At 63.8% G+C, this 13,216-nt stretch carries 13 protein-coding genes; 10 read left to right on the forward strand and 3 right to left on the reverse strand.

Annotation, left to right across the window (positions count from 1 at the left end; all coding sequences use genetic code 11):
- The first annotated feature begins 9 nt into the window (after nucleotides 1–9).
- Nucleotides 10–759, forward strand: coding sequence for a VacJ family lipoprotein (locus P3C50_RS17560; RefSeq protein WP_275547011.1), 750 nt, complete (start codon nucleotides 10–12; stop codon nucleotides 757–759).
- A gap of 105 nt (nucleotides 760–864) precedes the next feature.
- On the forward strand, nucleotides 865–1,719 hold the full coding sequence (locus P3C50_RS17565; RefSeq protein ID WP_275546940.1) for a pirin family protein: 855 nt from the start codon (nucleotides 865–867) through the stop codon (nucleotides 1,717–1,719).
- A 5-nt stretch (nucleotides 1,720–1,724) separates the two neighbouring features.
- On the opposite strand, the gene P3C50_RS17570 is transcribed toward P3C50_RS17565, so the two are convergent.
- Together P3C50_RS17570 and P3C50_RS17575 are read right to left on the reverse strand one after the other, a co-directional pair.
- Nucleotides 1,725–2,906: a patatin-like phospholipase family protein gene (locus P3C50_RS17570; RefSeq protein ID WP_275546941.1), complete on the reverse strand. Its 1,182-nt coding sequence runs from the start codon at nucleotides 2,904–2,906 to the stop codon at nucleotides 1,725–1,727.
- A 36-nt stretch (nucleotides 2,907–2,942) separates the two neighbouring features.
- Nucleotides 2,943–3,875, reverse strand: a complete 933-nt coding sequence (locus P3C50_RS17575; RefSeq protein WP_197855073.1) for a lipid A biosynthesis lauroyl acyltransferase — start codon at nucleotides 3,873–3,875, stop codon at nucleotides 2,943–2,945.
- Between the two features lie 207 nt (nucleotides 3,876–4,082).
- On the opposite strand from P3C50_RS17575, the gene minC reads away from it, so the two are divergent.
- From minC to lpcA, 6 genes are all read left to right on the forward strand, one after another.
- Entirely contained in the window at nucleotides 4,083–4,811 is a 729-nt protein-coding gene (minC, locus tag P3C50_RS17580; RefSeq protein ID WP_197855071.1) for a septum site-determining protein MinC, read from the forward strand.
- 149 nt (nucleotides 4,812–4,960) lie between these two features.
- Nucleotides 4,961–5,776, forward strand: a complete 816-nt coding sequence (gene minD / locus P3C50_RS17585; protein ID WP_275546942.1) for a septum site-determining protein MinD — start codon at nucleotides 4,961–4,963, stop codon at nucleotides 5,774–5,776.
- Nucleotides 5,773–6,027: a cell division topological specificity factor MinE gene (minE, locus tag P3C50_RS17590; protein ID WP_197855066.1), complete on the forward strand. Its 255-nt coding sequence runs from the start codon at nucleotides 5,773–5,775 to the stop codon at nucleotides 6,025–6,027. The genes minD and minE overlap by 4 nt, the downstream gene beginning before the upstream one ends.
- 142 nt (nucleotides 6,028–6,169) lie before the next feature.
- Entirely contained in the window at nucleotides 6,170–6,805 is a 636-nt protein-coding gene (locus P3C50_RS17595; protein WP_061241862.1) for an RluA family pseudouridine synthase, read from the forward strand.
- Between the two features lie 159 nt (nucleotides 6,806–6,964).
- Nucleotides 6,965–8,254 carry a M18 family aminopeptidase gene (locus P3C50_RS17600; protein ID WP_275546943.1) on the forward strand — a complete coding sequence of 430 codons (1,290 nt, stop codon included), beginning with the start codon at nucleotides 6,965–6,967 and terminating at the stop codon, nucleotides 8,252–8,254.
- A 12-nt stretch (nucleotides 8,255–8,266) separates the two neighbouring features.
- Complete coding sequence (gene lpcA / locus P3C50_RS17605; RefSeq protein ID WP_024307228.1) at nucleotides 8,267–8,854, forward strand: D-sedoheptulose 7-phosphate isomerase; 588 nt, start codon at nucleotides 8,267–8,269, stop codon at nucleotides 8,852–8,854.
- Nucleotides 8,855–9,188: 334 nt separating this feature from the next.
- Here the strand turns inward: lpcA and P3C50_RS17610 are convergent, their stop codons facing one another.
- Complete coding sequence (locus P3C50_RS17610) at nucleotides 9,189–9,938, reverse strand: AraC family transcriptional regulator (RefSeq protein WP_275546944.1); 750 nt, start codon at nucleotides 9,936–9,938, stop codon at nucleotides 9,189–9,191.
- 214 nt (nucleotides 9,939–10,152) lie between these two features.
- On the opposite strand from P3C50_RS17610, the gene lon reads away from it, so the two are divergent.
- Complete coding sequence (lon, locus tag P3C50_RS17615; RefSeq protein ID WP_275546945.1) at nucleotides 10,153–12,546, forward strand: endopeptidase La; 2,394 nt, start codon at nucleotides 10,153–10,155, stop codon at nucleotides 12,544–12,546.
- Nucleotides 12,547–12,706: 160 nt separating this feature from the next.
- A complete protein-coding gene (locus tag P3C50_RS17620) occupies nucleotides 12,707–13,099 on the forward strand; it encodes a protease inhibitor I42 family protein (protein WP_275546946.1) in 393 nt (130 codons plus the stop codon).
- Nucleotides 13,100–13,216 lie beyond the last annotated feature (117 nt).

Here is a 13,216-nt window from a genome sequence, read left to right on the forward strand (position 1 = left end):
AGCTCCCTCATCATCGCCCTGCTGCTGGCCAGCGGGCAGGCACTGGCCGAACGTCAGGTCGACGCCGACGGTTTCACCAACCCGCTGCAGAATCTGCAGTTCAACCCGGGGCTGGATCAGCAGGAGTTCGAGCGCGCCTCCAGTGACGCCCTGCAGGTCTATGACCCACTGGAGTCATGGAACCGCCGCGTCTATCACTTCAACTACCGTTTCGATCAGTGGGTATTCCTGCCCGTAGTCGATGGCTACCGCTACGTCACCCCGGATCTGCTGCAGACCGGCGTGCACAACTTCTTCAGCAACCTCGGCGAGATTCCCACGCTGGCCAACAGCGTGCTGCAGCTCAAGGGCAAGCGGGCGATGAACACCACCGCACGCCTGCTGTTCAATACCATTATCGGGGTCGGCGGTATCTGGGACCCGGCAACGAAAATGGGCCTGCCCAGGTTGAGCGAAGACTTCGGCCAGACGCTTGGCTACTACGGCGTGCCCGCCGGCCCTTACCTGATGCTGCCGCTGCTCGGCCCGTCGAACCTGCGCGACACGGGCGGCCTGGTGGCGGATTTCAGCCTGGAGAATGCGGTCAACTACCTCGACGTGGCCGACGCCAGCCGCGACAATCCAGGCATCATGGTCCTGCGCGCCGTCGACACGCGTGCCAACACCGGCTTCCACTATGGCCAGCTCAACTCGCCGTTCGAATACGAGAAGCTGCGCTACTTCTATACGGAGTCGCGCAAACTGAGAATTGCCGACTAACCCTGACTCATTGGATTTATCGATAATTTATTAGGAAATTTTCCACCCAAATATCGATTTAATGCGAATAGCATGGCGCCATCCCTATCTAACAAGGAGCGCGCCATGACTTCGCAACGCCGCGTCATCAGCATCCAGCCTGGCCAACCTGCCTCCGACGGCGCCGGTGTGCGCCTTAACCGCGTCATCGGCGGGCCTGGCCTGGAGCGTTTCGATCCCTTCCTGATGCTTGACGAGTTTTCCACCGACAACCCCGACGACTACATCGCCGGCTTCCCGCCGCATCCGCATCGCGGCTTCGAGACAATTACCTATATGCTCGAAGGGCGCATGCGCCATGAAGATCACCTGGGCAACGTCGGCCTGCTGGGCAGCGGCGGCGTGCAATGGATGACCGCCGCGCGCGGCATCATCCACAGCGAGATGCCAGAGCAGGAGTCCGGCGCCATGCGCGGTTTCCAGCTCTGGCTCAACCTGCCGGCCAAGGACAAGCTGGGCGAAGCGGGTTATCGCGATATTCCCGCCACGGACATTCCACGTATCAGCACAGCATCCGGCGTCGAGGTGGTGGTGATCGCCGGCGAGTTTGACGATGGCGAGATCCGCCAGGCAGGCGCTGTGCAGCGTCCGCATACCCAGCCGCAGCTGTTCGACCTGCATCTGCCGGCCGGCAGCCAGGTGGCGCCGCGCCTGGCCGACGGACAGCGGGTCATGCTCTACGTCTACGAAGGCCTGCTCGAACTGCCCGACGCCAGCGCACAACCGATCAGCGCCGGGCGCCTGGTGCGGCTGTCGGATGCAGGCGAGCTGCGTCTGGCCAGTAGCCATGGTGCGCGAGTGCTGCTGATCGCCGGCACTCCGCTGAACGAGCCCATCGTGCAGTACGGGCCGTTCGTGATGAACAGCCGCGAGGAAATCGAACAGGCCCTGCGTGATTTTCGCGATGGCGTGCTGGCCTGAGTGCATCAGGCCAGCTGGACGGCCTCGGTCAAGCCAAGAAATCGGCAGAGGTCGGCCTTGCGCGTCATCGCGTCCTGATACCCCAGTTCGATCAGCTCGCTGCAATAGCCGGGTTCGAACAGCAGGTAGCTGAGCACGCCGGCACCACCGGCCTTGGTCGCCCCCGGGCCACGCAGAAACAGACGCAGCGCCCTGGGCAGCTCACGCTGGTGGCGGGCGGCGATCTGATCCAGCGGCTGGCTCGGCGCGATCACCAATACCTCCACCGGATTGAGCCCCAGGCCACGCGGACGTCGATCCGGCGGCACCAGCGCGCTCATCTGGTTGAGACGTTCGAGCAGTTCGATATCCGTCTCCAGATTGTCGATGAAGGTACTATTGAGCATGTGCCCGCCGATCTGCGCCAGGCTCGGCGGCCGCGTGCTCGCTACACGCGGCAGTGCGGCACCGGCTTCGAGCTGGGCATTGCCGCTGACGCCGATCACCAGCACGCGGCTGGCGCCCAAGTGCAGCGCCGGGCTGATCGGCGCCGCCTGGCGCACCGCGCCGTCACCGAAGTACTCACGGTTGATCTTCACTGGCGGGAAGATCAGCGGAATCGACGCGCTGGCGAGCAGATGGTGAAGTTGCAAACGTGTCGGCACGCCCACGCGGCGATGGCGAAACCAGGGGTCGATGGTGGCGCGGCCCTGATAGAAGGTCATTGCCTGGCCGCTTTCATAACCGAAGGCCGTCACCGCGACTGCACGCAACTGACGATGGCGCACGGCGGCGGCGATACCGGAGAAATCCAGCTCGCGTTCGAGTAGGTCGCGCAACGGCGAGCTGTCGAGCAGCGCCACTGGAACGTCGCGACCGATACCCAGCAGGCTGTGGCCGACGAAACGCGTCGCCTGACGCAGCACGCCAGGCCAGTCGCTGCGATACACCATATGGGTGTGAAAGCCCTGCCAGACCGAGGTCAGGCGCCGCACCGCTTCGCCGAACTGCAACGCGCCGCAGGCCAGGCCAACGGCGTTGATCGCGCCGGCGGAGGTGCCGACTATCACCGGAAAGGGGTTGTGCGAGGCATCCGGCAGCAGATCGGCGATGGCGGCCAGGACTCCGACCTGATAAGCCGCCCGCGCCCCACCACCGGAGAGAATCAGCCCGGTGACGGGCTCATGGGGCTGGGCAGCTGCGGTCATCGGCCAATCCTGATTTTTCTGTTGAGTATAGGTGCGTTACTTACGCTTTCCGTACAGCTTCGCCTCGCCCTCGGGGCGCGTCTTGAAGCGCCGATGCGCCCACAGATACTGCTCGGGACAGGCGCTGACCACCTGCTCGATCCATTGGTTGATGCGTAGGCAATCGGCCTCTTCGCTCTCGCCGGGGAAGCCTTCGAGCGGCGCATGGATCACCAGACGATAACCGCTGCCATCGGCCAGGCGCTGCTGGGTGAAGGGCACCACGCACGCCTTGCCCAGGCGAGCGAACTTGGTGGTGGCGGTGACCGTCGCCGCCTGGATGCCGAACAACGGCACGAAGATGCTCTGCTTGCGGCCGTAGTCCTGATCCGGCGCGTACCAGATGGCGCGACCGGCACGCAGCACCTTGAGCATGGCGCGAATGTCCTCGCGCTCGATGGCGGTGGCATCGAGGTTGTGGCGCTCGCGGCCACGCCGCTGGACGTAGTCGAACAGCGGGTTGTCATGCTCGCGGTACATGCCGTCGATGGTGTGCAACTGACCGAGCAGCGCGGCGCCGATCTCCAGGGTGGTGAAGTGCACCGCCATGAGGATGACGCCCTGCCCTTCGGCCTGCGCCTGCTGCAGATGCTCGAGGCCCTCGACATGCGCCAGCTTTGCCAGGCGCGCCTTGGGCCACCACCAGCTCATGGCCATCTCGAAGAAGGCGATACCGGTGGAGGCGAAATTCTCCTTGAGCAGACGTTCGCGCTCGGCAGCGCTCTTGCCGGGGAAGCACAGCTCCAGGTTGCGCGCCGCTATCTGCCGGCGCGAGGTCGCCGTGCGATACATCAGCCAGCCCAGCGCCCGCCCCAGCTTCAGCTGCAAGCCATACGGCAGCTGCACCACCAGCCACAGCAGTCCGAACCCCAGCCACAGCGGCCAGAAGCGCGGATGAAGGAAATAGGCGCGAAAGCGGGGGCGATCCATGAGGCGTTTCCGATCACATACAAAGCCGCGCATTCTAACGCAGTTTTCCAGCCGACTCGGTGGCATCGCTGCCGACAGCGCGGCTCACGGCAGTGGATCGACGAACCGGGGCGTCTGCCCCGCCGTCGTTCGTCGCTTGCGGCATGCGGGCTATGTCGTTATAAGTCCGGGCATCTTTCGACTCGCCAGAAGGCCCATCGCATCACCATGAGCCAAGCCGACCTCCTCGCCCAAGACCCCGTATTCCAGCTCAAGGGCAGCATGCTCGCCATCACCGTGATGGAACTGGCGCACAACGACCTCGAGCGCCTCGACGCGCAACTGACGGAAAAGGTCGCCCAGGCCCCGGCCTTCTTCAGCAATACGCCGCTGGTACTGGCCCTGGACAAACTGCCGGAAGGCGAAGGTGAACTGGACCTGGCCGAGCTGATGGCCGTCTGCCGCCGCCATGGCCTGCGCACCCTGGCCATCCGCGCCTCGCGCGAAAGCGACGTCGCCGCCGCCGAAGCCATGGATCTGCCGGTGCTGCCGCCGTCCGGCGCACGCGAGCGGCCGCTCGATCCGGCGCCGAAGAAGGTCGAGGAAAAACCGGCCGAACCCGAGCACAAACCCAGCCGCATCATCACCACGCCGGTACGCGGCGGCCAGCAGATCTATGCCCAGGGCGGCGACCTGATCGTGCTGGCGCCAGTCAGTGCCGGGGCGGAACTTCTCGCCGATGGCAACATCCATGTTTACGCGCCCATGCGTGGTCGCGCCCTGGCTGGCATCAAGGGCAACACCAAGGCACGGATTTTCTGCCAGCAAATGGGCGCCGAAATGTTGTCCATCGCCGGCCATTACAAGGTCGCCGAAGACCTGCGCCGCGACCCGCTTTGGGGCGATGCGGTGCAGGTCAGCCTGTCGGGTGACGTGTTGAACATCACCCGCCTTTAACGGATACTGCGGCCACTTTTACGGACATAAAGGAGCCTCTAAAAACGCTGGCAACGCAGCCAGTTTTTGAGGCTCCGTCAAAAGGGCATCTGGAAGCCTCGATTGGCCTCAGATTCCCGCGTTATCTTCATTTTTTGGGGTGAATCACCTTGGCCAAGATCCTCGTAGTCACTTCCGGCAAGGGTGGCGTCGGTAAAACCACCACCAGCGCTGCCATCGGTACCGGCCTCGCCCTGCGCGGGCACAAGACCGTCATCGTCGACTTCGACGTCGGCCTGCGTAACCTCGACCTGATCATGGGCTGCGAACGCCGCGTGGTGTACGACTTCGTCAACGTCGTCAACGGCGAATCCACCCTGACCCAGGCCCTGATCAAGGACAAGCGCCTCGAGAACCTCTACGTGCTGGCCGCCAGCCAGACCCGTGACAAGGACGCGCTGACCCCCGAAGGTGTCGAGAAGGTCATCACTGAGCTGTCGCAGAATTTCGAATACGTGGTCTGCGACTCGCCGGCCGGTATCGAGAAAGGCGCTCACCTGGCGATGTACTTCGCCGACGAGGCCATCGTCGTGACCAACCCGGAAGTGTCTTCGGTACGTGACTCCGACCGCATGCTCGGCCTGCTGGCGAGCAAATCGCGCCGCGCCGAGAAAGGCGAGGAGCCGATCAAGGAACACCTGCTGCTGACCCGTTACAACCCCGAGCGCGTCACCAAGGGCGAAATGCTCGGCGTCGAAGACGTCGAGGAAATCCTCGCCATCCGCCTGCTTGGCGTGATTCCCGAATCCCAGGCCGTGCTCAAGGCTTCCAACCAGGGCATTCCGGTCATCCTCGATGACCAGAGCGACGCTGGCCAGGCCTACAGCGATGCAGTCGATCGCCTGCTCGGCAAGGAAGTGGCGCATCGCTTCCTTGATGTGAAGAAGCAGGGCTTCCTGCAACGTCTATTCGGAGGTCGCGAATGAATATTTTCGACTTCTTGCGCTCGCGCAAGAAGGAAACCACCGCATCCATCGCCAAGGAACGCCTGCAGATCATCGTGGCCCACGAACGTGGCCAGCGCAGCCAGCCTGACTACCTGCCTGCCTTGCAGCAGGAACTGGTGGAAGTGATCCGCAAGTACGTGGCCATCGACTCGGACCAGGTTCAAGTCGCACTGGAAAACCAGGGCAGCTGCTCGATCCTGGAGCTGAACATCACCCTGCCGGATCGCTGATCGATCCTGGCCACGCGCACGGCGGCTTCGGCCGCCGTGTTCGTTTGTAGCAACGCGCACCTGTAGGAGCGGATTCATCCGCGAAGCTTCTGCAGGCCAAAAGCATCGCGGATAAATCCGCTCCTACACCAGCCCACACATCATGCCGCTAAGCCAGATCGAAATTCTCCACCAGGACGCCGCCCTGTTGGTGATCAACAAGCCCACCCTGCTGCTGTCGGTGCCCGGCCGGGCTGATGACAACAAGGATTGCCTGGTCACCCGCCTGCAGGAAAACGGCTACCCCGAGGCGCGCATCGTGCATCGGCTGGACTGGGAGACCTCCGGCATCATCGTCCTGGCTCGCGACGCCGACAGCCACCGCGAGCTGTCCCGGCAGTTTCACGACCGCGAAACCGAGAAGGCTTACACCGCGCTGTGCTGGGGCCAGCCGCAGGCCGACAGCGGCAGCATCGATCTGCCGCTGCGCTACGATCCGCCGACCAAGCCGCGCCACGTGGTCGATCACGAACTGGGCAAGCATGCGCTGACTCACTGGCGCATCGTCGAGCGCTGCGGCGACTGGTGCCGGGTCGAACTCACGCCCATCACTGGTCGCTCGCACCAGTTGCGCGTGCATATGCTGTCCATCGGCCATCCGCTGCTGGGCGATCGTCTCTACGCCCATGAACAGGCGCTGGCCGCCCATGAGCGCCTGTGTCTGCACGCCAGCATGCTCGCCTTGACCCACCCACAAACCGGCGAGCGCATGCGCTTCGAGTGCCCAGCACCGTTTTGACGGCCTGCCGGTTGCGCATTGGCAGAAAGACACATGGCAGTGTGCGCCCAGCACATCCGACCCAGCAGATAGACGCCAACTATCGCCCCAAACGAGTGCGTAGCCGGCACAGCGCGATACAAATTGGTTAAACTCGCGCCATCGTTGCCCGGAGTCCCTATGCGCGAAGAACTGATCCAAGGCCTGCTCGATTTTCTCAACGCCTCGCCGACCCCCTTCCACGCCACCACCAGCCTGGCCATGCGCCTGGAAGCCGCCGGTTTTCGTCACCTCGACGAACGCGCGCCCTGGCATACCGAAGCGGGTGGTCGTTACTACGTGACCCGCAACGACTCCTCGATCATCGCCTTCAAGCTGGGCAAGCGCCCCACCGTCGACGGTGGCATTCGCCTGGTCGGCGCGCATACCGACAGCCCATGTCTGCGCGTCAAGCCAAGCCCGGAACTGCAGCGCCAGGGCTATTTCCAGCTCGGCGTGGAAGTCTATGGCGGCGCCCTGCTCGCGCCCTGGTTCGACCGTGATCTGTCGCTGGCCGGCCGCGTGACGTACCGCCGCGACGGCAAGGTCGAAAGCCAGCTGATCGACTTCTACCAACCCATCGCGGTGATCCCCAGCCTGGCCATCCACCTCAATCGTGAGGCCAACCAGGGCTGGGCGATCAACCCGCAGACCGAGTTGCCGCCGATCCTGGCCCAGCTCGCCAGCAGCGAAACCGCCGACTTCCGCGCCCTGCTCGCCGAGCAGCTGGCCATGGAGCACGATTTCAACCCGGACGCGGTGCTCGATTACGAGCTGAGCTTCTACGACACCCAGAGCGCCGCCATCGTCGGCCTCAATCAGGACTTCATCGCCAGCGCGCGCCTCGACAACCTGCTGTCCTGCTACGCCGGCCTGCAGGCGCTGATCGACTCGGACGACGAGGAAACCTGCGTGCTGGTCTGCACCGACCACGAGGAAGTCGGTTCCTGCTCCGCCTGTGGCGCCGATGGCCCCTTCCTTGAGCAGGTGCTGCGCCGCGTGCTGCCGGGCGGCGATGATTTCGTCCGCACCATCCAGCGCTCGCTGCTGGTATCGGCCGACAACGCCCACGGTGTGCACCCCAACTATGCCGACAAGCACGACGGCAACCACGGCCCCAAGCTCAACGCCGGCCCGGTGATCAAGATCAACAGCAATCAGCGCTACGCCACCAACAGCGAGACCGCCGGTTTCTTCCGCCACCTGTGCCTGGAGAACGAAGTACCGGTGCAAAGCTTCGTGGTGCGCAGCGACATGGGCTGCGGCTCCACCATCGGCCCGATCACTGCCAGCCAGCTCGGCGTGCGCACGGTCGACATCGGCCTGCCAACCTTCGCCATGCACTCGATCCGCGAACTGGCCGGCAGCCATGACGTCGATCACCTGGTGAAAGTACTGACGGCCTTCTATTCCAGCCCTGAACTCCCCTGAGGTTCTGACGCGATGATCGAACATATCCGCAACAGCCTGCTGGAGGCCCAGCGCGCGCTGGAGGCCTTCCTCGCCAACGAACAGACCCTGGGCAATATCCAGAAGGCCGCCGAACTGCTGGTCGAGAGCTTCGAGAACAAGGGCAAGGCCTTCTCCTGCGGCAACGGCGGCTCGATGTGCGACGCCATGCACTTCGCCGAGGAGCTGACCGGGCGCTACCGCAAGAACCGCCCCGGCATCGCCGCCGTATCGATCAGCGACCCCAGCCACATCAGCTGCGTGGCCAACGATTTCGGTTACGACTTCATCTTCTCGCGCTATATCGAGTCGCACGGCCGCGAAGGTGACGTGCTGATCGCCATCAGCACCAGCGGCAAGAGCCCCAACGTGGTCAAGGCTGCCGAAGCCGCCAAGACCCTGGGAGTGAAGGTGATCGCCCTGACCGGCAAGCCCGGCTCGCTACTGGAAAGCCTGGCCGACGTATGCATCTGCGCCCCCGGCGGCGATTTCGCCGACCGTGTGCAGGAGCTGCACATCAAGACCCTGCACATTCTGATCGAGCTGATCGAGCGCAAGCTGAGCCCGCAGAATTACGCCTAGCGTCGCAACACAATCACATGCCGGTCGCCCGGCTTCTCGTAGTGGTTAGCAACGCGGGAAGCGGATCGACAAGCAAGCGCTGCGGTGGTGCGTCGCGTAACCCACCAAGCGATGGATCACATTGCGCCAATGGTGGGTTGCGCCGCTGCAGATGCGGTGGCGTGATCAACAAGGTGACAGGCGGCTAACCCAACCTACGGACTTGCGCCCTGATTGCATCCGGGCTACGCGCCGACGACCGGCAGACGAACCTGTAGGAGCGAGCTCTGCTCGCGAACACCACCAGCAATAGACGCTTCGCGAGCAGAGCTCGCTCCCACAAAAACACTTTCGCTCAGGCGCTGCGCAGGCGCTTCGGGGTCAGGCCCATGTAGCGGCGCATGGCCGTAGTCAGGGCGCTCTGGCTGGAAAAGCCACATTCCTCGGCGATACGCACCAATGGCAGGTTGCTCTCGCGCAGCATACGCGCGGCGCGGTCGAGGCGGGTCTTGAGCAGGTACTGGTGTGGCGTGAGGCCGACGCAGTCCTTGAACTGGGCGTGGAAGTGGCTGGGACTCAGGCACATCTCGTGCGCCAGCTCGGCAACACTGATGCGCCGCGCCAGGTGTTCGCCGATGTAATCGTCCAGCCGCTGCAGATCCAGCGCGCCTTGCGGCTGCCGGCGCTGCTCGCCGAACAGGCGCAGGTGCAGGGCACGGAGCAGGACGCCGCCGAGAGAGCGCGCGAGGATCGAATCACTGCCATAACGCTCCAGCTCGGCGCCGGCATAGGTCAGCAGGTGCTGAAAATCCACATCGAGGGCAGGATAGCGCGGCGTTTCGAACAGACGATGGAGCAACTCCAGGTCTTCGCTAGGCGTGTCCTGCTCGTCCAGATCGAGAATCAGCATGCGGTTGTCGCCCATGCCGGCGAACTGGTGGGCTGCATCGCCCGGCACCAGGCAGGCACGCATCCGACAGACTTCCCCGCCGCGACCGCCGACCTCGAATTCGGCGCGGCCCACCAGAGACATCACCAACTGGTGATGATCGTGGGCATGTTCATGGGCCTGCTCATCCAGGCGAATCACACGGGCTTGCAGCATCGCTAAAAACTGGCGGCACGAAACGAGGGTTGCACTTTACTCCTTTCCCAACGAAAACGCCGCAACCACCTATCAGCGAAACGGTTGCACCTGTAGCAACCAAAACTAGGCAATACGTCCCACGTGGATCAGTAATTGCCTGCCCACAGCTGAAACGTTGAAAAAATCCTGAGGTCGCCCCATGTAGCATTCAACGTGCAAGCAAAGGTGCTCCATGAACGATCAGGACATCCACTCCGAAGCTGTCGACGAAAACGCACAATCGGCCACCGGCCTGGTGCTGCCCGCACAAAGGCTGCCGGACAAGCTCTACGTCATCCCCATCAACAATCGCCCGTTCTTCCCCGCGCAGGTGTTGCCGGTGATCGTCAATGAGCACCCATGGGGGCGCACGCTCAAGCGCGTGGACAATACCGAGCACAAATGCCTGGCGGTGTTCTACGTCGATAATCCGCCGGACGAGAACGGTGAGTTCGACGTCGACAGCCTGCCCGAACACGGCACCCTGGTGCGCGTGCACCATGTCAGCGAGGAAGGCGGCAAGCTGCAGTTCGTCGCCCAGGGCCTGACCCGCGTACGCATCCGTAGCTGGCTCAGCCGCCGCGGCCCGTATCTGGCCGAGGTCGAATACCCACAGCCGTCCAACAACCCGCGCGACGAGGTCAAGGCCTACGGCATGGCCCTGATCAACGCGATCAAGGAACTGCTGCCGCTCAACCCGCTGTACAGCGAAGAGCTGAAAAATTACCTCAATCGCTTCAGCCCCAATGAGCCGTCGCCGCTGACCGACTTCGCCGCCGCCCTGACCACCGCCTCCGGCCATGACCTGCAGGAAGTGCTGGATACCGTGCCCATGCTCAAGCGCATGGAGAAGGTGTTACCGCTGCTGCGCAAGGAGGTCGAGGTCGGCCGCCTGCAGAAAGAGCTGTCCGCCGAGGTCAACAAGCAGATCGGCGAGCGCCAGCGCGAGTTCTTCCTCAAGGAGCAGCTCAAGCTGATCCAGCAGGAGCTGGGCATCAGCAAGGACGACAAGAGCGCCGACCGCGAGGAATTCCTCGCCCGCCTCGAAGGCAAGACCCTGCCGGCGCCGGCGCAGAAGCGCATCGACGAAGAACTGAACAAGCTGTCGATTCTGGAAACCGGTTCGCCCGAGTACGCCGTCACGCGCAACTACCTGGACTGGGCAACCGCCCTACCCTGGGGCATTCACGGTCAGGACAAGCTCGACCTGGGCCGCGCGCGCAAGGTGCTGGACAAGCATCACGCCGGCATGGACGACATCAAGCAGCGCATTACCGAATTCCTGGCCGTCGGCGCCTTCAAGGGCGAGATCGCCGGCTCCATCGTGCTGCTGGTCGGCCCACCCGGCGTGGGCAAGACCAGCATCGGCAAGTCCATCGCCGAATCACTCGGCCGGCCGTTCTACCGCTTCTCGGTGGGCGGCATGCGTGACGAGGCGGAGATCAAGGGCCATCGCCGCACCTACATCGGCGCCATGCCCGGAAAGCTGGTACAGGCGCTCAAGGAAGCCGAGGTGATGAACCCGGTGATCATGCTCGACGAAATCGACAAGATGGGCACCAGCTACCAAGGCGACCCGGCCTCGGCGCTGCTGGAGACCCTCGATCCGGAACAGAACGTCGAGTTCCTCGACCACTACCTGGATTTGCGCCTGGACCTGTCCAAGGTGCTGTTCGTCTGCACCGCCAACACCCTCGACTCGATTCCCGGGCCGCTGCTCGACCGCATGGAGGTGATCCGCCTGTCCGGCTACATCACCGAAGAAAAGCTGGCCATCGCCAAGCGCCACCTGTGGCCCAAGCAGTTGGACAAGGCCGGCGTGCCGAAAGCGCGCCTGTCGATCAGCGATGCGGCGCTGCGCGCGGTGATCGAAGGCTATGCCCGCGAGGCCGGCGTGCGCCAGTTGGAGAAACAGTTGGGCAAGCTGGTGCGCAAGTCGGTGGTGAAACTGCTGGAAAGTCCCGAGGCGAAGATCCGCATCGGCGCCAAGGACCTGGAAGAAGCGCTCGGCATGCCGGTGTTCCGCAACGAGCGAGTGCTGGCTGGTACAGGCGTTATCACCGGCCTGGCCTGGACCAGCATGGGCGGCGCTACCCTGCCGATCGAGGCGACGCGCATCCATACGCTCAACCGCGGCTTCAAGCTCACCGGCCAACTCGGCGAGGTGATGAAGGAGTCGGCGGAGATCGCCTACAGCTACGTCAGCTCGCACCTCAAGCAATTCGGCGGCGACCCGACCTTCTTCGACCAGGCCTTCGTCCACCTGCACGTGCCGGAAGGCGCCACGCCCAAGGACGGCCCCAGTGCCGGCATCACCATGGCCAGCGCCCTGCTCTCCCTAGCACGCAACCAGGCGCCGAAGAAAGGCGTGGCCATGACCGGCGAGCTGACCCTCACCGGCCAGGTGCTGCCCATCGGCGGCGTGCGCGAGAAGGTGATCGCGGCGCGCCGGCAGAAGATCTTCGAGCTGATCCTGCCGGAGGCCAACCGAGGCAGTTACGAGGAATTGCCGGACTATCTCAAGGAAGGCCTGACCGTGCACTTCGCCAAGCGCTATGGCGACGTGGCGAAAGTGCTGTTCGACTAAAGAGGGCCAATGTAGGAGCGAGCTCTGCCCGCGAATGTCGGCGAGCCTGAAAAGCTTCGCGAGCAGAGCTCGCTCCTACACCCAGCTGCCCGCCTGTACGGTCGCCACCGACAAGCCAATGCGGCTATGCTGGGCCAGGTTTCGTCGACTGGAGTTCGTCATGCACGCCACCTTGCGCCTGCTTACCCTGCCCGCCCTGGCCCTGCTAACCGCCTGCGCGCATCAATCCGGCACACTGGAGCTGAACAAGGATCGGCAGTGCCCGCTGACGCTCGATCAGGGCCAGCAAATGATTCTCAGCCTGCCCAGCAACCCCACCACCGGATTTCGCTGGGAAATCCGCGATGGCGCAGAGAAGGTTTTGCAAAGCCTCGGCCCGGAGGTCTACAGCAATCCGGAAGACGCCGGGCTGGTGGGTGCTGGCGGCATCTCCACCTGGCGTTTCACTGCGCGCGAAGCCGGTGAAGGCCGCCTGCTGCTGACTTACCAGCAGCCGTGGGAGCCCAACGTACCGCCAGCGGAAACCTTCGATTGTGAATTGCGGGTGAAGTGAAATAGCCGCGCATGGTACGGCTTCTGTGGGAGGGGCTACAGCCGCAACGGCTCGACGTTAGCCGCCGCTGAGATGCTTTCCATAGGGCGGGTGCAACCCGCCACCTAGTTATGGCGG

The sequence above is a fragment of the Pseudomonas sp. Marseille-Q0931 genome (assembly GCF_940789645.1).
Lineage (GTDB): Bacteria > Pseudomonadota > Gammaproteobacteria > Pseudomonadales > Pseudomonadaceae > Aquipseudomonas.

Bases quoted from the DNA above. Each gene is read 5' to 3' on its own strand.
- P3C50_RS17565 (WP_275546940.1), top strand. From the start codon at position 865: ATGACTTCGCAACGCCGCGTCATCAGCATCCAGCCTGGCCAACCTGCC.
- P3C50_RS17570 (WP_275546941.1), bottom strand. From the start codon at position 2,906: ATGACCGCAGCTGCCCAGCCCCATGAGCCCGTCACCGGGCTGATTCTC.
- P3C50_RS17575 (WP_197855073.1), bottom strand. From the start codon at position 3,875: ATGGATCGCCCCCGCTTTCGCGCCTATTTCCTTCATCCGCGCTTCTGG.
- minC (WP_197855071.1), top strand. From the start codon at position 4,083: ATGAGCCAAGCCGACCTCCTCGCCCAAGACCCCGTATTCCAGCTCAAG.
- minE (WP_197855066.1), top strand. From the start codon at position 5,773: ATGAATATTTTCGACTTCTTGCGCTCGCGCAAGAAGGAAACCACCGCA.
- P3C50_RS17595 (WP_061241862.1), top strand. From the start codon at position 6,170: ATGCCGCTAAGCCAGATCGAAATTCTCCACCAGGACGCCGCCCTGTTG.
- P3C50_RS17600 (WP_275546943.1), top strand. From the start codon at position 6,965: ATGCGCGAAGAACTGATCCAAGGCCTGCTCGATTTTCTCAACGCCTCG.
- lpcA (WP_024307228.1), top strand. From the start codon at position 8,267: ATGATCGAACATATCCGCAACAGCCTGCTGGAGGCCCAGCGCGCGCTG.
- P3C50_RS17610 (WP_275546944.1), bottom strand. From the start codon at position 9,938: ATGCTGCAAGCCCGTGTGATTCGCCTGGATGAGCAGGCCCATGAACAT.
- lon (WP_275546945.1), top strand. From the start codon at position 10,153: ATGAACGATCAGGACATCCACTCCGAAGCTGTCGACGAAAACGCACAA.
- P3C50_RS17620 (WP_275546946.1), top strand. From the start codon at position 12,707: ATGCACGCCACCTTGCGCCTGCTTACCCTGCCCGCCCTGGCCCTGCTA.